This window comes from Alteromonas abrolhosensis (assembly GCF_001953635.1).
GTDB lineage: Bacteria > Pseudomonadota > Gammaproteobacteria > Enterobacterales > Alteromonadaceae > Alteromonas > Alteromonas abrolhosensis.
The window spans coordinates 28,803-49,186 of the sequence record NZ_MEJH01000015.1; the positions used below are offsets into that span (position 1 = coordinate 28,803).

Genomic DNA, 20,384 nt, shown 5'->3' on the forward strand with positions numbered 1-20,384 from the left:
TCGCCTTACACAACAAACGGTTGGCAATTGCCAGCCGTTTTTGTATGCAGACAATTATAAATAGGGGGAATGGTTAATTATGAAAAAAACCATTGCAGCGTGCATTGCCGCCACTTTCGCAGTTAATTACTCTACAACTGCATTCGCCGAAGAAGCATTCATGGCACCATTGGTCGAGCAATCAGTTCTTTTGGACATAGACGCTGATAAATTTGTCGTTATTGTCGGTGAACGCGGTCACGTGTTAGTTTCAGAAGATGGTGAGGCATTTAATCAAAAAGCCGTACCAACACAGTCAACGCTTACAGCGACTACCGTTGTGGGTGATAATATTTGGGCAGTAGGTCACGACGCTGTCATTCTTCATTCTTCAGATAAAGGCGAGACGTGGGAGATTCAAAATTTCCAACCCGAACTCCAGCGCCCATTTTTAGACGTATTATTCTTTGACGAAAAGCAAGGTATTGCTACAGGCGCATACGGCTTGTTCTACCGCACATTAGACGGAGGTAAAACCTGGAATGCTGAGCGTCATGCCAGTTTACTTGACCCAATGGATCAAGAGTATCTAGAAGACATCCGCAAAGAAAACGAAGAATTCTATCAGCAAGAGCTTGAGTCTATTTTACCCCATTTAAATCGAGTTACCCTTGACGGTGATACGCTTTACCTAGCGGGTGAAGCTGGACTGCTAGCAAAAAGTAACAATATGGGCGAATCGTGGGAGCGATATTACGTCGACTATACTGGGTCTTTTTTCGATATTAAGCCGCTTGATGAAAATACCGTACTCGCCGTGGGCCTTCGCGGAAACATATTTGTAAACAGAAATGAAGGTGAGTGGGAGTATGTACAAACCTGTTCCACTAGCACACTTAATTCAATTCTAATTGGTTCTGAGTCTAAGGTTTATGCATTAGGCAACAACGGCATGATGGTTAGCGCACAGCGACCGCTTCCTACGAGTATGCGAGACCCTTACGCATCCGTTTCGGATTGCGAGGCAGACGAGGGCATTGTAGTTTCTCAAATTAAAGACAAAGCCGCGCTTCTTAATGCAACACAGTTTAATGGTAAAAACATAGCCGTAACTGCAAATGGCATTAAAACGTTGAATTTAAAATAGGGCAGTATAAGAACAATGACCCATTTTCTTGAAAAATTAGTATTTGGAAACCGCAAGATTGTCGTGGCCCTGTTTGCCATAGCGACAGTGTTCTTAGGTTACCAAGCTTCTCAAATGCGCTTAGACGCAGGGTTTGAAAAGAATATACCGTTAAATCACGAATACATGAAAACCTACATTGAGCACCGCCAAGATTTTGGTGGAGCCAACAACATCTTGGTTTCTGTGTGTGATAAAAACGATAATATCTATAATCAAAACTTCTTCGATACCTTAAAGAATGTTCACGACCAGCTCTTCTTCATAAATGGGGTGAACCGTTCGTTAGTTATTTCACTATTTTCTCCGTCAACTCGATTCACCGAAATAGTAGAGGGCGGTTTTGCGGGCGGACCAGTAATTCCTGCTGATTTTAATTCGGCAAGCCCTGAAGCGTTGGAATTAGTAGCTGCTAACGTTGAAAAAGCGAACATCGTTGGAAGACAAGTATCTAGTGATTACAGCTGTGCGATGGTAACCGCGCAACTTTTAGATATAGACCCCCAAACAGGCGAACCGCTTAATACCTTGGCGCTAGCCGCTGAGTTAGAAGAGCAGCTTCGCGGTCAATATGAAAACGAAAATACGTCTATTCATATTATCGGCTTTGCGAAAATGATCGGCGATGTGGCAGATGGTGCAAAAGATGTTCTGCTGTTTTTCGCTATTGCTATCGCCATCACTGCCATCATGGTTTACTTCTTCTCTAGAAGCATCATGCTAACGCTATTACCCTTGGTTTGCTCCATCATAGCGGTTATCTGGCAGCTTGGTCTGTTAACCTCAATCGGCTTTGGTATGGACCCCATGTCGATACTTGTGCCATTCCTTGTGTTTGCCATAGGTGTTAGCCACGGTGTGCAAATGATTAACGCGGTAGAAAAGCAAGCGGTGACAGGCATTGGTGCAAAACGGGCATCGATGGCTGCTTTCAGAAACTTGTTGGTTCCAGGCGGAATTGCGCTGCTATCTGATACGGTTGGCTTCATGACGCTGTTGGTTATCGACATCGGCATTATTCGTGAATTAGCCATTACAGCAAGTATGGGTGTTGCGGTAATCATTCTTACCAACCTATTATTGCTACCTGTTTTGATGAGTTTCTTGAAACTTGACCAGAAGTACGTAGAGAAATTCGCAGGCAAAGAGAATGCTAATTCTAAGTTTTGGCAAGTCATTGCGGCTTGTTCGCGCAAAAAGCCTGCTGCAATAATTTTAATCGTTACAGCCATCTTGTTCGTGTTTGGGCACTTCCAAGCTCAGAATATGAAAATAGGGGACCTGCACGCAGGTGCACCTGCACTACATGAGACGTCACGCTACAATCAGGATACTTTCCTTATCACCGACAAGTACGAAGTGACGGTAGACTACATTTCAATTCTGGTTGAAACCACACCAGAGGCCTGTACGTCACACAGCGTGATGAAAGCCATGGACGACTTCCAGTGGAAAATGGAAAACGTACAAGGTGTTCAATCGGCAGTTTCGTTGGCGTCTGTAGCCAAAATCGTTAACGCAGGTTACAACGAAGGTAATGTTAAATGGCAAGTACTTCCGCGTAACCAGCAAACTTTGGTGCAGGCTATTTCCCGCGTACCGACATCGTCAGGGTTACTTAACGGCGATTGCTCAGTCATGCCGATTATTCTGTTTATGGAAGACCACAAGGCGGAAACCATTTCTCGCGTTGTTGATGCTGTTAAAGCTTATCGCGATGAGTATCAAACCGACGATATGAAGTTTAGTCTTGCTTCTGGTCCGGTAGGTGTAATGGCAGCAACTAACGAAGCAGTGAGTGCAGCGCAAGATCCTATGATGCTATATGTGTTTGGCGCTGTTATTGCTCTGTGTCTAATTAGCTTCCGTTCTGTGCGAGCCACATTGGTAGTGGTCATTCCGCTGTACGTAGTGTCTGTACTAGCGCAAGCACTGATGACATACCTGCAAATTGGCCTCACCGTTTCTACGTTACCAGTTATCGCACTTGGCGTGGGTATCGGTGTGGACTATGGTATTTATATACTTTCTACCAAGAGCTTAATGCTGAAGAAAGGCGCGACCGTTCAGGAAGCATATTTTGCTGCGTTGAAAGAGCGTGGAAGCGCAGTGCTATTTACCGGTATTACGTTAGCAATCGGCGTAAGCACATGGGTGTTCTCTTCACTTAAGTTCCAAATGGATATGGGCATTTTGCTTACATTTATGTTCGTAGTGAACATGCTTGGAGCAATAATTGTACTGCCTGCACTAGCAAGATTCCTATGGTGGAACAAGAATGACCCTGATGCATAAAATATTTTTGCATAGCTAAGCATAAAAAAGGGCCTTTAGGCCCTTTTTTTTGGGTGTTTTCTGCATACTTATCTATGCTGTTAATATAAGGTTAAAAATGGGCTTTCATTAGCATCATTTATTAGGGAAAATAGTTAGGTACTCGGCACTTATACCAAGTCGGATTGGTATTACGACATTCAAAAAAGGTTAACAAATGACAGTCACCTCACAGCGACACTCAGTACTGCTAGACAATGTATTTGCACTTATCGACAAAAAGGTGGATACCAAGCAGAAGTCTCTTGTGCAGCAATTCGGACGTCTGTTGTATAAAAATATATCAAGCGATGACTTAGAAAATCGCAACGACAGCGACCTTTATGGTGCAACACTTAGTTTATGGAATGGTTTGGCGAAGTTTGAACATACAACGCCATACATTCGCGTTTTCAACCCTGAAATTGCCAAACACGGCTGGCACTCAAGCCACACAATCGTAGAAATTATTGTGTCGGACATGCCTTTCTTGGTTGATTCTGTGCGCATGTTACTAAACCGATTAAACATCACCGCACACTTGTTCCTTCATAGTCCCATTGGCATTAAACGCGACGGTGCGAATAAAGTTGAAGCGTTTGCAGAGCCAGGTAAATCTATCGAAGGTGCTAAAAAAGAAACGGTTATCTTTATCGAAATTGATACACAAACATCGAAAAAAGATATTGATGCATTAACTCAAGAGCTCCATTCTGTCGTTGATGAAGTCTCTTTAGCAGTGCAAGACTGGCAAGGTATGACGAACACCCTACAGGACGTCATTAAAAACAACGCAAAATTTAACTGGCCAGTATCTGCAGAAGCGAAAAAACAAACTAAAGCGTATCTTGAGTGGTTAGGCGATCACAACTTCACAATGATGGGTTACCGTTATTATGACGTTAAAGCGATTGAAGGTGACCATAGATGGATCCCTCAAAACGATACCAGTTTGGGTTTGCTCAAGAACTCAGTAAACGATCGTGAGCGTTTATTATCTCGCTTGCCTGCGTCGGCCCGTGCCGAAGCGTTGAGCAAAAACCCATTAATTCTGACCAAAACAAATTCACGCGCGCGAGTACACCGTCCTGCATATATGGACTATGTAGGCGTGAAGGTGTTTAACAAAGAAGGTCAGGTTGTTGGTGAGCACCGCTTCTTAGGCCTTTACTCTGCATCTTTTTATAACAACAGCGTAACTCAGCTTCCGATTTTACGTGAAAAGATCAAACGCATTTGTGAACTGTCTGGTTTTGAGCCAGGAACTCACGCTTATAAAGCCTTCGCGAATATTATCGAAACTTACCCGCGTGACGAGTTATTACAAACGCCAGCGGAAGAGCTAGCGCAAATCGTGATGGGTATTTTCCAAATGCAAGAGCGAGGTATTTCTCGTTTATTCATTCGAAAAGATATCTTTGGTCGCTTTTTCTCTTGTATGGTATTTGTACCAAGAGAACGCTATAACACCCAGTTACGCAAAGAGACCCAAGCGCTACTTAAAGCGTCATTAGGCGCAACAGAAGAAGTTGAATTTACTACGTTCTTCTCAGAGTCTGTGTATGCCCGAACGCATTACATTGCCAGAGTCAACGACAACAACGCGGAATTCGATGTGAAGGAAATAGAGCAAAACATTATTGAGTTGACGAAAACCTGGAATGACAGACTGGCGTCAGCTATTTCAGCGGCGCATGGTGAAGCATCAGGTAAAGCGTTAGAGCGTAAATATAACAACGCTTTTTCTCGCAGCTACATGGAGCACAACCTGCCATCAGCAGCGCTAGTAGATATTGGTAAATTAGAAACGTTAGACGACAACCACACACTGGATATGTTGTTCTATCGCCCTCAAGAAGAAGACGCAGACAGCCAAGTCGTTAAGCTTAAGCTATTCCACCGTGCAGAGCCTATTCATTTGTCAGACGTGTTACCCATGCTTGAAAACTTTGGGTTACGCGTAATCGATGAGAGCCCATATAAAGTCACGTGTTCAGAGGGTGAACGCAATTGGGTAATGGACTTCACCATGTTACATAAAAGTGGCCAACACTTTGACATGGAGAACGCTCAAATTCTCTTCCAAGATGCCTTTGCTAAGGTATGGTACAAAACGCTAGAAGACGACGCATTTAACCGTCTTATTCTTGGTGCAAATATGACTGGCCGCAAGGTAACGGTATTGCGCGCCTATGCTAAATATATGCGCCAGACTGGTAGTTCATTTAGCCGTGACTATATCGCGAACACGCTAGCTAACTATCCAGACATTGCTCGTTTACTTGTAGACTTTTTCGACCAGCGCTTTAATCCTAAGAAAAAGCGTAATGAGAAAAAAGAAGAGGCTTTACTGGAGACCATCAAGGAACAGTTAGATAACGTAAGCAACCTTGATGACGACCGAATTATCCGTCGTTACCTAGACATGATGTCTGCAACGCTACGTACAAACTTCTACCAGGCGGACGCCGCGGGCAACGAGAAGTCATACGTATCGTTTAAGATGATGCCTGAACTCATCCCAGACATGCCGCTGCCGTTACCAAAATTCGAAATCTTTGTGTACAGCCCTCGCGTTGAAGGTGTTCACCTTCGCGGCGGTAAAGTTGCACGTGGTGGTCTGCGTTGGTCTGACCGTCAGGAAGACTTTAGAACAGAAGTGCTTGGCTTGGTGAAAGCGCAGCAGGTTAAGAATACGGTAATTGTTCCAGTAGGCGCCAAGGGTGGATTCGTTTGTAAGAATTTACCAGTGGGTGAAGGCCGCGCGGCGATTCAAGCTGAAGGTCAAGCGTGCTACCGCACCTTTATCACAAGCTTGTTAGACATTACTGACAACATCGTAAATGGCGAGATTGTTCCACCGAAAGATGTGGTTCGCTTGGACGATGACGACCCTTACTTGGTTGTTGCTGCAGATAAAGGCACGGCGACTTTCTCTGATATTGCAAATGGTATAGCAGAAGAGTTTGGTTTCTGGCTAGGTGATGCATTTGCATCTGGCGGAAGCATTGGTTACGACCATAAGAAAATGGGTATTACTGCACGCGGCGGATGGGAATCAGTTAAGCGTCACTTCAGAGAAATTGGCATCGATTGTCAAACCACTGATTTCACTTGCGTGGGTGTGGGCGACATGGCCGGTGACGTATTTGGTAACGGTATGCTGCTTTCAAAGCACACGCGACTCATTGCGGCATTCAACCACTTACACATTTTCTTTGACCCAAATCCAGACGCGGCGGCCAGTTATAAAGAGCGTCAACGTCTGTTTGAAAATCCTAGCCTAAGCTGGGAAGACTACGACAGTAAGCTTATTTCAAAAGGCGGCGGCGTATTTAGTCGCGCGTCAAAATCTATCAAGCTTACGCCTGAAATGAAAAAGTGGTTGGGTACACGTCAGTTAACCATGACGCCTAACGAGCTTATTCACAATATATTGAAAATGCCTGTCGACCTACTGTGGAACGGCGGTATTGGTACGTATATCAAGAGCAAGAAAGAATCGCACTCAGACGTAGGCGACCGCGCTAACGATGATCTGCGCGTAAACGGTCGTGACGTACAAGCTAAAATTGTGGGCGAGGGCGGTAACTTAGGTCTAACTCAATTAGGTCGTATTGAGTATGCATCTAACGGTGGCCGTGTTAACACTGACTTTATTGACAACGTTGGTGGTGTTGATTGCTCGGATAACGAAGTTAACATCAAAATCTTGCTTAACAGTTTAGTTAACGACGGTGAGCTTACGCTTAAACAACGTAACAAGCTGCTTTACGATATGACTGACGATGTAAGTCGCATTGTACTGAAAGACTGCTACCGTCAAACCCAGTCTATCTCTATTACGGAGCTAGCTGGCGTGAAGCAACTTAAAGAACAGCTTCGCTTTATTCACGGACTTGAGCGTGAAGGTCAGTTAAACCGAGAGCTTGAATTTATACCGAGCGACGATGAAATTTCTGATCGCGTGGCCACAGATCAAGGTTTAACGCGCCCAGAATTAAGCGTACTTATTGCCTATGGCAAGATGGTGCTTAAAGATGCGCTTAATATCCCGGAAATTACTGATAACCCTTACCACGGTAAGTTGTTGGTAGAAGCGTTCCCTAAAGTGCTTCGCGAAAAGTTCGCAACACATATGCAACAGCACCCGCTTAGAAGTGAAATTATTGCTACTAAGTTAACCAATAACATGGTTAATGACATGGGCCTTAACTTCGTGTTCAGAATGCAAGAAGAAACGGGCGCAAGTGTGAGCGAAATTGCTGACGCCTATGCGATTGTTCACGGTATCTTCAATATGAAGACGCTGTGGGAGCGCATCGAACAGCTTGATAATGTAATTCCAGCGCAGCTACAACTTAAAATGCTGGATGAAGCGCGCAGAATTATGCGACGAGCGTCCCGTTGGTACATTCGCCACGGCAATAAAGCACAGTCGATTGAAGAAGCTATAGCAAGCTATCGCGGCACCTTCGATATCTTATCGAAGAACCTGCAAAACTATCTTGTTAAAAGTGAATATGCTCAGCTTGAAGCTGTAACGCAGAAATATATCGACAAGGGCGTTCCTGAAGATATCGCTTACCAGGTAGCAAGCTTCTCTAATATGTTCTCAAGCTTCGACCTTGCGCAAATTGTAGAGTCTGATAAACATGATACTGATGTTGTTGCTAAGCTTTACTATCAGCTAGGTTCTCGTTTAGAGCTACACTGGTTCCTAGATCAGATAAACAATCAAGCGGTAAGCAACCACTGGCAAGCACTTGCTCGTGCTTCATACCGTGAAGAGTTAGATTGGCAGCAGCGTTCAATTGCGGCAAACCTTTTAGCTTCTCGTGAAGACATTAATAATGCAGATCAAATTCTGGATGAGTGGATTGAAAGCAATCAAGTACTGCTTAAGCGTTGGTATCACATGATGTCAGAGTTTAAGACCAGCACAACACACGAATTTGCGAAATTTTCTGTCGCTTTACGTGAATTGATGCTTTTAAGCGTGAAGTCTAACCATTAGAATACACGCACCTTAATGATTTAAGCCCTGTTTATCAGGGCTTTTTATTGGCTGGGTGATTAATGCTGATGATTATTTCAGCAACGTTTGTGCAAGACAGCGCCGGCAACAATCACCCAAGCCCTTAATTAGCGAGCGTTAACACAACCATGCAATCTCTAGTGCAAAAATTCTTACTTCAGTGTGAGCCTGAAAAAAGTCACGATTTCACCATTAACTGGTTGAACAAGACCCAACATACCCCGCTGAAATGGATGTACAGCACACCAACCATCAAAAAGCCCGTTACTGTCGCTGGAATGACCTTTGATAATCCTGTGGGACTAGCGGCCGGACTTGATAAGAACGGCGATTGTATTGACGCATTTGCTAGCATGGGATTTGGTTTTGTAGAAATTGGTACGGTCACACCTCGTCCGCAGCCAGGTAACCCAAAACCCCGTTTATTCAGAATACCTGAGAAGCACGCCATTATTAACCGCATGGGATTTAATAATAAAGGTGTTGATCATCTCGTCGAGCAAGTAAAAAAAGCCCAGTTTAAAGGGCCGATTGGCATTAACATTGGTAAAAACAAAGATACCGAAGAAGCGAATGCGCTTGACGATTACCTGATTTGCCTAAATAAGGTTTATCCTTACGCCAGTTATGTCACGATTAATATCTCATCGCCTAACACGCCAGGTCTTAGAAACCTGCAATACGGTGAAGCGCTAGATAAACTATTAGTCGGGTTAAAGGCAGCACAAGAAACGCTAACGCAGACCCACGGTAAATATGTGCCGTTATTTATTAAAATTGCGCCAGATTTAAGCGATGTTGAAATTGACAGTATTGCAGCTTCGTTAATTAACAGCAAAATGGATGGCGTGATTGCTACTAATACCACGCTATCGCGTGACGCTGTTGCAGGGTTAAAACACGCTGAAGAAATGGGCGGCTTAAGCGGTTCTGTTATGACTGATATGAGCTTGGAAGTAACCCGAAGACTAAGTAAAGCGTTAGACCGTGCTATTCCAATTATCGGCGTTGGCGGCATTGATTCACCAGAAGCGGCACAAGCCCGTTTAGACGCTGGCGCGTCTTTGGTGCAGGTCTACTCGGCTTTTATTTATCAAGGCCCATCTCTCGTTAAACGCATTGTAAACGCGTTATAATACATCCGAAACCAATCTCTCGTGTACGTACTTTTATTGTTAAGTACGTACATCAAAAACAGGTACATGAATGAATACTATTCTGGTTACGACCAGTCGCGGTCTTGACGAACTATTAAAACAAGAAGTGCTAAGCCTATGCCCTGATGCGCAAATTAAACAAGGGCCTGGCACTATTCAGTTTGAAGGCTCAAAGGAAGATGCGTATAAACTTTGCTTATGGTCACGGCTAGCCAACCGCGTAATTTGGGTGCTTGCATCAGGTAAAGCAGGCGATGCAGATGCGCTGTATAACACGGCTATGGGTATTGACTGGCAAATGCAGATGGATTCACGTCATACCTTATCTGTGCAGTTTATCGGCACAAACTTCGCTATAAAAAATACCCAGTTTGGTGCTGTAAGGGTAAAAGACGCCATTGTCGATTCTTTCGTTGAGCAGGGCTTACCACGCCCTTCAGTAGAACGTAAAAACCCTGATATCTCTGTATATGCAAGGCTACATCGCGATAACGTAATTTTAGGCATCGACTTAGCTGGCGCCAGCTTACACCAGCGTGCATACCGACAAGAAACGGGTGACGCGCCACTTAAAGAGCATATCGCAAGCGCAATGTTAATGCGTAGCGGTTGGACCGAGAATACCGATGCGCCATTAGTTGACCTAATGTGCGGCTCGGGCACCATTGCTATTGAAGCAGCCTACATCGCACGCAATATTGCGCCAGGTATTAAGCGCGTTTACTGGGGCTTCACTAAGTGGCTCGGCCACGAAGCAAAGCTTTGGGATAACTTAGTAGAGCATGCTATTTCCGTTCAAAAGCCAAGCTGCGGCGGTATTTATGCGGGTGACTTCAGCCGTAAAATGGTCGCCATAGCGAAAGCAAACGCTGATTTTGCTGGTGTGTTTAACGATATTTCGTTTTCACAACAAGACGCGACAAAGTCTTCTCCTCCTGTTTCTACACCAGGCTACGTTGTATCAAACCCTCCTTACGGTGAACGTTTGGGCGAGCTAACATCGCTAATACCACTGTTTAGTGATTGGGGTAAACGCTTTAAAGAAGCGTGGAAAGGGTGGCATGTGTCACTGCTTAGCAGTAATCGCGATTTGCTGCGCGTGCTTAAACTACGCGCCACCAAAGACTACGCTATGAATAATGGTAAGTTGGAGTGCCGTTTAGCTAATTATGTGTTAAATGAAGAAAACACGGTTCAGTTTAGTGAAGACGCAAGTAATCACGAGTTTGCTAATCGTTTGAAGAAAAACCTTAAACGCATGAAAGGTTGGATCAAGAGCGCTAACACGAACTGCTACCGCATTTACGATGCTGACTTGCCGGACTATAACGTGGCCGTAGATAGGTATGGGGACTGGCTGGTCGTTCAAGAATACGCGCCACCAAAAACCGTGTCTGAAGACAAGGCACGAAAACGTCTGCAAGAAGTGTTACTACATTTGCCTGCCGTAACCGGTGTGTCACCCAAACACATTGCGCTTAAAGTGCGTAGTCAACAAAAAGGTACAAAGCAGTACGAGAAAATTAACCAGTCTGGCGAAATGATGGAAGTGTTTGAAAATGGCGCTCGTTTCTTGGTTAACCTTACTGACTACCTAGACACAGGGCTTTTCTTAGACCACCGTAATACTCGTCAAAAAGTAAAAGCTTTGTCTCAGGATAAAGACGTGCTGAACCTGTTTTCTTATACGGGTAGTGTGTCGGTTTTTGCTGCTATGGGCGGCGCAAAGTCTGTAACTACTGTAGATATGTCTAATACCTATTTAGAGTGGGCAAAGAAGAATGTGGCGCTAAACAAATTGACCTGCCCACACGCCTTTATACAGGCTGATTGCACCACATGGTTGGCTGCGCATAAAGGTAAGTACGATTTAATTTTTATCGACCCACCTTCATTTTCAAACTCAAAGCGTATGCAAAATACGTGGGATGTGCAGCGCGACCATGTGAAAATGCTGACCGATGCTAAAGCCTGCTTAAAAGAGCAGGGGATCATCGTTTTCTCTAACAACAAGCGTGGCTTTAAGCTAGACGAATCAGCCATCAATGAACTGGGCTTGTCAGTAGACAATATTACTAAAGACACTATTCCAGAAGATTTTGCACGCAAAGGCAATATCCATCAGTGCTGGGTGCTAGGCTCATGAAAATTTATTTCTACACCGGGCCGCAATGTAGCCTGTGCGACTTAGCTGATGTTGAGCTTCAACAAACGTCCGTGTTCTCATCGCTTCATATTGAAAAAGTTAACATTCGCACAAGCACCGAGCTTTACCATTTGTATGGTGCAAGGATCCCCGTTTTGAAACGGGCAGATAACAAAAAAGAAATTGGCTGGCCTTTTAGTACCGCCGATTTAGAGGAGTTTCTTCAGTGAGCATTTTGCAGTTAAAAAACATCACTGTAATTTATGGAAATCCACCGCTTTTAGACGGTGTCGAGTTGGTTGTTCAGCCTAAAGAGCGCGTTTGCCTAGTAGGTCGCAACGGTAGTGGTAAATCAACACTGATGAAAGTGATCGCTGGCGATATTATTGCCGACGATGGTCAGCGTATTATTGAAAATAATACGGTCATTGCGCGCTTAGAACAGGATCCACCTCAAACCACAGATGTGACACTTTTTGACTATGTTGCCGAAGGCCTATCTGACGTTGGTGAAACACTTAAAGCCTATTTCCACCAAACTCGTATCGTTGGTGAAGACCCAAGCGAAGCAAATTTAAATAAACTTCAGCTACTACAAGAACAGTTAGAAGCAAGAGACGCGTGGCAGTTTGAACAGCAAATTGAACAAACGCTTACCATGCTAAAGCTTGACCCTGAGATATCTTTATCAACGCTTTCTGGGGGATGGCGCAGAAAGGCTGCGTTAGCCCGTGCGCTTGTTAGACAGCCTGATTTATTATTACTGGACGAACCGACTAACCACCTTGATGTTGAGATGATCCGCTGGCTCGAATCAAGTTTAAGCAACTATCAGGGTGCGATTGTATTTGTGAGCCACGACCGTGCATTTATTCGCGCCATGGCCACCCGTATAGTAGACCTAGACCGAGGTACTGTCACAAGCTACCCCGGAAACTACGAAACCTACCTTGAGAAAAAACAACACGACCTAGAAGTTGAGGCTTCTCAAAACGCTGAGTTTGATAAGAAACTTGCGCAAGAAGAGGTATGGATTCGCCAGGGAATTAAAGCCCGTCGTACTCGCAACGAAGGTCGCGTTCGCGCACTTAAAAAGTTACGCGAAGAACGCAGAGCGCGAAGAGCGGTTCAGGGCAATGCGGTGGTTAGCCAACACCAGGGCGTGCGCTCAGGTAAGATGGTGTTTGAAGTTAAAGATCTTAGCTACAGCATTGAAGGAAAGCCTATTGTAAAAGGGTTAAACTTGAATGTTCTGCGTGGTGACAAGCTTGCACTTATTGGCCCTAACGGTAGCGGTAAAAGTACGCTTATCAAACTATTGTTAGGCGAATTACAACCCGACAGCGGGAACTGTAAGCAGGGTACCAACCTTGAAGTTGCTTACTTCGACCAACATCGCCACGGCTTGGATTTAGAAAAGTCTGTGATAGACGCGGTAGGCGACGGTAAGCGTGACCTGATGGTAAACGGCCACCCGCGCCACGTTATTAGCTACCTACAAGACTATCTATTCACACCTGAGCGCGTCAATGCGCCAGTTAAGTCGCTATCTGGTGGTGAGAAGAACCGCCTAATGTTGGCCAAACTCATGCTTAAGCCTAGCAATGTTCTGGTACTGGATGAGCCAACTAACGATCTTGATGTTGAAACCTTAGAGATGCTCGAAACCTTACTCAACGAATATACCGGTACCGTGCTTCTAGTAAGCCACGATAGGGAATTTGTTGATAACGTAGCAAATAGTAGCGTGGTTTTTGAAGGTAATGGTTTGCTAAGGGAGTTTATTGGGGGTTTCACCGACGTAGAAAACTGGTATAAAGAGCAACAGGAAAAACGTCAGCAAATCGAAAAGGAAGAAAAAGCCAAGGTAAAGAATGAAACTAATTTAGCTTCAGGCAGTCCTAGTGCTAAGTCTTCTCCCCGTAAGACGAAAAAGCTATCATACAAAGATCAGCGTGAACTTGAGTCCTTACCCAAAGAGCTTGAAAAACTCGAGGAAGAACTTGAGGCTATGCAAGAGAAGGTCAACGACCCTGACTTTTTCAAACAAGACAGCGACATCACTGCCAAGGCTTTAGCTGAACTGGCAGATAAAGAAGAATTACTTTCCCAGAAATATGCGCGCTGGGATGAACTAGAAAGTATGCTGGAAGATAATCAGCAGTAAATAGGATTTTAAATGAAACGAACTCAGCTTGCCGCCGCCGTTCTGTTGGCAACAGGAAGTGTTTCGGCATTCGCCGCGACCTATTCAGTGACGCCTCTTCCTTTACAGGATACCGCTAGAAACAACTTTGCTCGCTCGATCGATAACTCAGGCAAAATGTTGTCTGTAGCACAATTGGAATTCAATCCACCAATCGATGCAGAACAACTAGAAAACGACACGACATTTTTCGACCAGTATGGTGAAAAATTAGAAAACGAAGAAGACGCGCGACAAGGCGTTTTTACCGATAAAGATTACACCACTATTGTGAACTACCTTCTGACCAACTCAAACAATACAACAGGTCAGAAGTTAGCGTCGTACAGAACTTATATAACCGATACACAAGACATTGCTTTAGTACCAGGTTTAGATCAAATCACAGAAAAGTTTGACGACTATACACAGTCAGTTGAATCGACAGGCCGCGATAGTTTAAACGGTAACTTCATTGTGGGTGATTCGACTGGTTTAGTGGTTCTTGACCCATACGAAGATGAAGATGGCGAAACGGTAAATTACACCTACCCTGAGTCGGCGCAGCAAGCTTTTGTTCAAGCTTCAGGAGAAACAAAAGTTCTACCTGCGGTTGATACAACGGCAGGAGGTTTTTCTTCGGCTCGCGCAATTAACGCAAATCTTCAGGTTGCAGGCTTCAGTACGGTAAGCTTTAGAGATGACGTGGCTGACGCTGTTGAAACCTGTGCAGACGAAGAAACCCGCGGTGACAGGTCTGAAGGCCGTTGTTTATATACGGTGTATAACGGCGAATTTGCTGTTCCTCGTATTTCTAGCTACTTCATTAACTCGACATCCGCTTACCTGCCTAGCTTTGTACTTTTATCTGAGGTTAACGCCACTATTTGGCAAATTGACGTAAACGGCGACGTAATAAGCACCGAAACTTATCCATTGTTGTTCGAACCGGATGAAGACAATACGCTTCACCATTTCACTTATGCTTATGATATTAACAACCAAGGCATTGCCGTAGGTGAGGGCCTTACCGGTAATCGTATTTCAATTACTCGTCCAAACTCTAGAGGCAGAACAGAAAGCGAGCGTGTCGCTACAGTGTTTAGAGATGGTGAGACAATTGAGCTTCTTCCGCGAGAAGAAAATATCATTAGCCAAGCAATTGCAATTAACGACGAAAACTGGGTAACCGGTGCTGTGCTTCGCTCTCAAAGCGATGTCGCACGTTCGCGTTTATTTGTTTATAACCTAGACACACAAGAGCAACATTATCCAGATGGTTTCTTTGTGAGCGCAGGGGTAACTGCAAATGCCATTAATAACAATAATATTGTTGTTGGTAAGGCAGATGTAGTCGCTACCAGTGAAACGCTACGTGAAACTGCCGCGTTCATGTACAACATCGATACGGAAGAGTTTATTGACTTAAATGATTTAGTGTCGTGTGATAACCCGTACGAACTTATTGAAGCGGTAGATATCAATGACAATGACGAAATCATTGCGAATGCGAGAATTAAAGCCACTAACAAATACGTAACGGGCAATGACGTTATTAATTCTGACGGTGAAACTGAAGAAATTGACACAATTGTAGCAGTCAAACTTTCTCCGTTAGCGAATGGCTCGATAGAAGAATGTGAAATTCCAGAAGACGAACAACCCTATGAGCGCAAGGGCGCTTCCACAGGATGGTTAGCATTTTTCGGTCTGTTTGCAGGTGTATTTATGCGCAGACGGTTGAAAAAATAACTGACCATTTGGTTATTATGTGATCACATTTCAAAAAGCCACACACCCGTGGCTTTTTTTATGCCTAAATAATGTAAAAATTTACATATTTATGCATAAAAAATGTAACAAAAATTTCATCGAAACTTCATTTATTTAAACTTTGTCAAGCCCTTTTATTTTTTATTTTTCTTGAACCATTTAGTTAATTGCACTATCAAAGTAGTGTACGCAATCACTTTTCCGGCACTATCAACCGAAATGATGTAGAGCGCTCGAGAAAATGATTTGTTGTACTTTCAACAAACAAAAGAGGCTAATCAATGAAAAGACAAAAAAGAGATAAACTGACACGCGCCCATTCTAAAGGCTATCAAGCTGGCATTAGCGGTCGTTCAAAGGAAAATTGTCCATTTCAGCAAAACGATGCACGTTCACAATGGTTAGGTGGATGGCGTGAGGCAGTAGAAGACAGACACTTAGGTTTAAGTGTCAAATAACACTTCTCTTTTATGAACTGATTATGCAAAAAGGAAAGCCCCTGAAAAGGGGCTTTTTTGTAGGTCGAGATTATTTGACCGTAAAGCTCAATAAAGACAGCTTAGAAGTTTGACGTATCTTGGAACAAGCCAACTTTCAAATCTTTCGCTACATAAATCTCACGGCCATCAACTTCTACTGTACCATCAGCCATGCCCATGAACAGTTTGCGCTTAATCACGCGCTTCATAGTGATTTTATAAGTAACTTTTTTAGCTGTTGGCAGTATTTGCCCGGTAAATTTAACTTCACCTACGCCCAGTGCACGACCTTTACCTGGGCCGCCGCTCCAACCTAAGAAGAAGCCAACCAGTTGCCACATCGCGTCTAGGCCTAGGCAGCCTGGCATTACCGGGTCGCCCGGAAAGTGACAGTCAAAGAACCATAAATCCGGGGTAATATCCAATTCGGCGATGATTTCGCCTTTGCCATGTTCGCCGCCATCTTCTGTAATTGAAACTACACGGTCCATCATAAGCATGTTAGGGGCGGGAAGTTGACTATTACCTGGTCCAAACATTTCACCACGGCTACACGCCAATAAATCTTCTCTATTAAAACTGTTTTTCTTCTCTGACATTCCCAACTCGTTGCTGTTATTTAAGTGACGGTGCTAATTTAGCGAACAGTTGTACGCCAAACAACTCTGAACAGTCATTTTTCTGAAGAAAAACGCGTGCTAATATAGCTTAAGTTACTTGGGCCTGTATAAATATCACGCTAGGAGTATGAAATATGTGCAGACCCTAACTTTTTAGGCTCTACCATAACGTAACTTTATGTGAAAACTATGACAGAACAAACGACGAAAAAGATCATTAAGAAAAGTGCAGCAGATAGAGCTAAAGCCAATGCAGATAAACAGCGACGTTTCAGAGAAAGACAAAAAGACGCGGGTAAAAAGCTAGTAAGAGGCTATGTAAGCCCAGAAGCAAAAGCGTGTTATGACGAAATACGCGACAAGACGGGTTGGACAGATAGTGAAGCAATGTCGAACGCCATGAGACTTATGTACGCGGCATACAAGTGCGGACAAATTAAACTTTTAAACGAGTGGCTTCGAAAAAATAACCGCTAGGCCTAATGGTCTAGCTTAGTTTTAAGCCATGCTCGACTGGGGCTATTTTGCATGGTGTGACGTTTCACTATGCGCTGCGCTTCTTTAACCACATCATCTCTGTCTCGAAAGTCCCATAGTCGCTTAGCCGTGCTCTGGCTATGAATAGCAATGTTAGTAATGGGCGCGACATAGTCTCGCTCTAGGTCAAAGTCGAGCATTTGAGCCTCTAGAGGAGGCAATAGATACGGCGCGTGTATTGCGTCGCCAGGCAATGATTTAAGCTCTGGCACCCACTTTCTTATGAATAGACCCTCTGGATCTAATTTTTTTGATTGTGTAGCAGGATTGTACAACCTCACGGTGTGGATACCTGTTACGCTGGCTTGCATTTGAATTTGTGGATAGTGAATACCTGGCTCGAAATCTAAAAACTGCGTAGCTAGGTAATGCGCAGCTTTTAGCCAATGAACATTTAAGTGATGGCACAGAAAACTAGTGATCATAGCGCGCATGCGAAAATTTAGATAACCGGTATACTTCAACGCTCGCATACAGGCGTCAACCAGTGGATAGCCAGTTAGGCCGGTTTTCCAACGATAAAAACGACGCTCAGCTTCAGGGCCGTCAATAAAAGGGTAGTTCTCATAGGCACGGTTCATTGGGCGCCATTCTATACTGTGTTCGCTTTCAAATTTTTGGATGAAGTGGCAATGCCAGTGAAGTCTGGAAGTTAATGCAGAAAGGGCACGCCCCCATTGTTTTCCTTCGTCGGCCGTTAACGTCTTCTTCACTTGTTTTTGCTGCAAAACACTTTGGTAAACTTGCTTGATTGATATATTGCCCCAAGCCAAATATGGACTCAATCGAGAGCATGCTCGCCTCGCATTCTCTGGCATCGATATATGCTGATGGTAAAACTTCCCCCGACTTTTAAAAAAGTCTTTCAGCACATGCCATGCACGTTTTTCACCGCCAGGTTGCATAGCTTCAAGTTCACTTAGGTGCGCGATGACCTCGGGACGAAGGTTGGTTTCGTAGACTGAGTTAGGGTCAAATTGGCGGCTAATAGACGCTCTATCACCGGCGATGTCGTCGAAATTCTTTTCAGCATCTTTTATCGCAGCATGCTGCGTCCAAGCGACCCAGTTGGCACTGTTTATATTAAAATCGTAAGTGCTTGTTGTAAAATGGTGCTCCCAATTCGACTGCCATTGAGCTCGATGGGGCAAACCTCGAATTACTGCTCCAAACTGGCTTTCTTTCAAAGCAATATTTTTATTATTCAGATAGTTAGCCACTCTCATATCACGGTTATGCGTAACCTTTAGGCCTATTTCCTGGTAACTCCTAACCGCAGAAATGGTGTAATACCGAGCAATAAATTTAAATGCATCTATCACTTCACAGTGCAACGTCAAAATACGGGCAGGTGCAGGAAGCTGGTTGTTAATATCGTCGATACTTTGCTGAACAAATCGCCAATGGCGAACGTCCATATGTGGGTCTTCAATAAGCGATGGTTCCCAGCAAAAAAGCGGCAATATATTTTCTTTCGCTTCTACAGCTCGAAAAAGTGGCTCATGATCACGCAGGCGAAAATCTCGCTTAAACCATATAATCGTAATGGACGGTTTAGGGTTATCTGGCACCATAGAACATGTAACCTATAACCACTTTTTACGGAATTGGCCCTTGGGGTCGTAAATCTCTGTTTGCTTTATCAAGTTGAATTGTCTGTGTCCGCGAGGGTCACTGCCAACACCAGCAAGGTAGAGCCAATTTCCCCAATTACTTCCCACATCGTAATCAATGAGTTGATGCTCAAACCACGCTGCGCCATATCGCCAGTCTTGACGAAGTTCGTGCACAAAACAACTTGCTACTAGTTGTCTACCGCGGTTAGACATGTACCCCGTTTCCGCAAGCTGTCGCATACACGCATCTACAATTGGATAGCCTGTTTTACCTTCACACCAAAGTCTAAACGTTTCTGGACAATGTTGTGTAGATGGCGTTTTCCCCTGAATCCCACTGAAGTGAAACCATTTTGCTCCATATTTATACTGCAACCAGTGAAAGAATTCTCGCCACAGTAGCTCAAAGTAAATCCAATAAGTGGAATCGTTTTTCTCGACTGTTGCTTCAAACAGCTGTACCTGCCGAACGACTTCTCGCGCAGAAAGTGAACCGTTAGCTAACCAGGCTGAGAACTTAGTACTGTCTTGCCAAGAATCAAGCGCATTTCGCGTTTCTTTATATGAAGACGCCGACTGCCAGTCAAAGAGGTAAGTGCCTAAGTGGGATAGCGCCGCTGTTTCACCTCCTACAAATGATGTTTCTGATGGCGCGGGTAAATCAATATCAAGGGTTAAATGAAATGACTCATCCAACGGGGGCGTAAATGCGTCGGGTAAAGACGCTAGCGCATCTTGAACCGGTAATGGTTCACTATGCTTCTCTACTTTTCTGCGGAACGGACTGAAAACATCAGGCATATCTTCAATGCTGAATGGTAATGTCGAAACATCAAACAACCCGAACGTTGGGGTTTCAACCACAGTCAATGAATTAGAGAAACGCTTTACTGCGTTTAATTGAGCAGTTTCATCATAACCGCAATGTTGACTAACACCTATATGGGTATATTGGCCCGCCTGTAAAAGATTCGCTAGGCACTCTTCCGTCTTGCCTTTTAGTACGAGTAGCTCATGACCTAAGCCAGCCAACTGGCGTTTTAAATCTTCTAAAGTCTGCAACAAGAATGTATGCCTGTGTTGTCCCATTGGAGACAATCCGAACTCATTTGGGCTGAAATTCTTATCATCTAAGATGTAGACAAAAGTAATTTGAGCAACTTTTTTACAAAGCGCGGCGATGGCGGCTTGATCGTGAAGCCTTAGGTCATGTCGAAACCAGAACAAACCTCGTTGATTAAGGTTTGAACACTGTTGTTGAGTGTGATTGTTTATCATACTAATTTAGAGCACTTTTTTACTGTTTATACGGATCCTGAACCCGTTTATTACCGTAATACATGCAATACGAATAA

General features: G+C 44.1%; 13 protein-coding genes. 10 read left to right on the forward strand and 3 right to left on the reverse strand.

Annotation, left to right across the window (positions count from 1 at the left end; translation table 11 throughout):
- The first annotated feature begins 79 nt into the window (after positions 1 to 79).
- The 9 genes from BGK61_RS17545 to rmf all read left to right on the forward strand — a co-directional run bounded on the left by BGK61_RS17545 (position 80) and on the right by rmf (position 16,235).
- Positions 80 to 1,126, forward strand: coding sequence for a WD40/YVTN/BNR-like repeat-containing protein (locus BGK61_RS17545; RefSeq protein ID WP_014998405.1), 1,047 nt, complete (start codon positions 80 to 82; stop codon positions 1,124 to 1,126).
- 15 nt (positions 1,127 to 1,141) lie between these two features.
- Entirely contained in the window at positions 1,142 to 3,460 is a 2,319-nt protein-coding gene (locus tag BGK61_RS17550; RefSeq protein ID WP_076011654.1) for an efflux RND transporter permease subunit, read from the forward strand.
- 196 nt (positions 3,461 to 3,656) lie between these two features.
- Positions 3,657 to 8,495: an NAD-glutamate dehydrogenase gene (locus tag BGK61_RS17555; protein WP_076011655.1), complete on the forward strand. Its 4,839-nt coding sequence runs from the start codon at positions 3,657 to 3,659 to the stop codon at positions 8,493 to 8,495.
- A gap of 149 nt (positions 8,496 to 8,644) precedes the next feature.
- The gene (gene pyrD, locus BGK61_RS17560) at positions 8,645 to 9,652 is read left to right on the forward strand and encodes a quinone-dependent dihydroorotate dehydrogenase (protein ID WP_076011656.1); all 1,008 of its coding nucleotides are present in this window, start codon (positions 8,645 to 8,647) and stop codon (positions 9,650 to 9,652) included.
- A gap of 70 nt (positions 9,653 to 9,722) precedes the next feature.
- Positions 9,723 to 11,819: a bifunctional 23S rRNA (guanine(2069)-N(7))-methyltransferase RlmK/23S rRNA (guanine(2445)-N(2))-methyltransferase RlmL gene (gene rlmKL, locus BGK61_RS17565; RefSeq protein ID WP_076011657.1), complete on the forward strand. Its 2,097-nt coding sequence runs from the start codon at positions 9,723 to 9,725 to the stop codon at positions 11,817 to 11,819.
- Positions 11,816 to 12,049, forward strand: coding sequence for a glutaredoxin family protein (locus BGK61_RS17570; RefSeq protein ID WP_014998410.1), 234 nt, complete (start codon positions 11,816 to 11,818; stop codon positions 12,047 to 12,049). The genes rlmKL and BGK61_RS17570 overlap by 4 nt, the downstream gene beginning before the upstream one ends.
- Positions 12,046 to 13,986 carry an ATP-binding cassette ATPase Uup gene (gene uup / locus BGK61_RS17575; RefSeq protein WP_076026120.1) on the forward strand — a complete coding sequence of 647 codons (1,941 nt, stop codon included), beginning with the start codon at positions 12,046 to 12,048 and terminating at the stop codon, positions 13,984 to 13,986. Before BGK61_RS17570 ends, uup begins: the two co-directional genes overlap by 4 nt.
- Positions 13,987 to 13,998: 12 nt before the next feature.
- On the forward strand, positions 13,999 to 15,756 hold the full coding sequence (locus BGK61_RS17580) for a DUF3466 family protein (RefSeq protein ID WP_076012790.1): 1,758 nt from the start codon (positions 13,999 to 14,001) through the stop codon (positions 15,754 to 15,756).
- A gap of 302 nt (positions 15,757 to 16,058) precedes the next feature.
- A complete protein-coding gene (gene rmf, locus BGK61_RS17585; RefSeq protein ID WP_014949558.1) occupies positions 16,059 to 16,235 on the forward strand; it encodes a ribosome modulation factor in 177 nt (58 codons plus the stop codon).
- A gap of 101 nt (positions 16,236 to 16,336) precedes the next feature.
- On the opposite strand, the gene fabA is transcribed toward rmf, so the two are convergent.
- Positions 16,337 to 16,855, reverse strand: a complete 519-nt coding sequence (fabA, locus tag BGK61_RS17590; RefSeq protein WP_014998413.1) for a bifunctional 3-hydroxydecanoyl-ACP dehydratase/trans-2-decenoyl-ACP isomerase — start codon at positions 16,853 to 16,855, stop codon at positions 16,337 to 16,339.
- A gap of 210 nt (positions 16,856 to 17,065) precedes the next feature.
- Here fabA and BGK61_RS17595 point away from each other — a divergent pair, with 210 nt between their 5' ends.
- Positions 17,066 to 17,353, forward strand: a complete 288-nt coding sequence (locus BGK61_RS17595) for a hypothetical protein (RefSeq protein ID WP_014998414.1) — start codon at positions 17,066 to 17,068, stop codon at positions 17,351 to 17,353.
- Between the two features lie 2 nt (positions 17,354 to 17,355).
- Here BGK61_RS17595 and BGK61_RS17600 read toward each other — a convergent pair whose 3' ends face one another.
- Both BGK61_RS17600 and BGK61_RS17605 read right to left on the reverse strand, forming a co-directional pair.
- Positions 17,356 to 18,987: a cryptochrome/deoxyribodipyrimidine photo-lyase family protein gene (locus tag BGK61_RS17600; RefSeq protein WP_076012789.1), complete on the reverse strand. Its 1,632-nt coding sequence runs from the start codon at positions 18,985 to 18,987 to the stop codon at positions 17,356 to 17,358.
- A 12-nt stretch (positions 18,988 to 18,999) separates the two neighbouring features.
- A complete protein-coding gene (locus BGK61_RS17605; RefSeq protein ID WP_076012788.1) occupies positions 19,000 to 20,307 on the reverse strand; it encodes a DASH family cryptochrome in 1,308 nt (435 codons plus the stop codon).
- Positions 20,308 to 20,384 lie beyond the last annotated feature (77 nt).

What these genes read in the sequence shown, in the direction of transcription:
- BGK61_RS17545 (WP_014998405.1), top strand. Translation starts at nt 80, where the DNA reads ATGAAAAAAACCATTGCAGCGTGCATTGCCGCCACTTTCGCAGTTAAT.
- BGK61_RS17550 (WP_076011654.1), top strand. Translation starts at nt 1,142, where the DNA reads ATGACCCATTTTCTTGAAAAATTAGTATTTGGAAACCGCAAGATTGTC.
- BGK61_RS17555 (WP_076011655.1), top strand. Translation starts at nt 3,657, where the DNA reads ATGACAGTCACCTCACAGCGACACTCAGTACTGCTAGACAATGTATTT.
- pyrD (WP_076011656.1), top strand. Translation starts at nt 8,645, where the DNA reads ATGCAATCTCTAGTGCAAAAATTCTTACTTCAGTGTGAGCCTGAAAAA.
- rlmKL (WP_076011657.1), top strand. Translation starts at nt 9,723, where the DNA reads ATGAATACTATTCTGGTTACGACCAGTCGCGGTCTTGACGAACTATTA.
- BGK61_RS17570 (WP_014998410.1), top strand. Translation starts at nt 11,816, where the DNA reads ATGAAAATTTATTTCTACACCGGGCCGCAATGTAGCCTGTGCGACTTA.
- BGK61_RS17580 (WP_076012790.1), top strand. Translation starts at nt 13,999, where the DNA reads ATGAAACGAACTCAGCTTGCCGCCGCCGTTCTGTTGGCAACAGGAAGT.
- rmf (WP_014949558.1), top strand. Translation starts at nt 16,059, where the DNA reads ATGAAAAGACAAAAAAGAGATAAACTGACACGCGCCCATTCTAAAGGC.
- fabA (WP_014998413.1), bottom strand. Translation starts at nt 16,855, where the DNA reads ATGTCAGAGAAGAAAAACAGTTTTAATAGAGAAGATTTATTGGCGTGT.
- BGK61_RS17595 (WP_014998414.1), top strand. Translation starts at nt 17,066, where the DNA reads ATGACAGAACAAACGACGAAAAAGATCATTAAGAAAAGTGCAGCAGAT.
- BGK61_RS17600 (WP_076012789.1), bottom strand. Translation starts at nt 18,987, where the DNA reads ATGGTGCCAGATAACCCTAAACCGTCCATTACGATTATATGGTTTAAG.
- BGK61_RS17605 (WP_076012788.1), bottom strand. Translation starts at nt 20,307, where the DNA reads ATGATAAACAATCACACTCAACAACAGTGTTCAAACCTTAATCAACGA.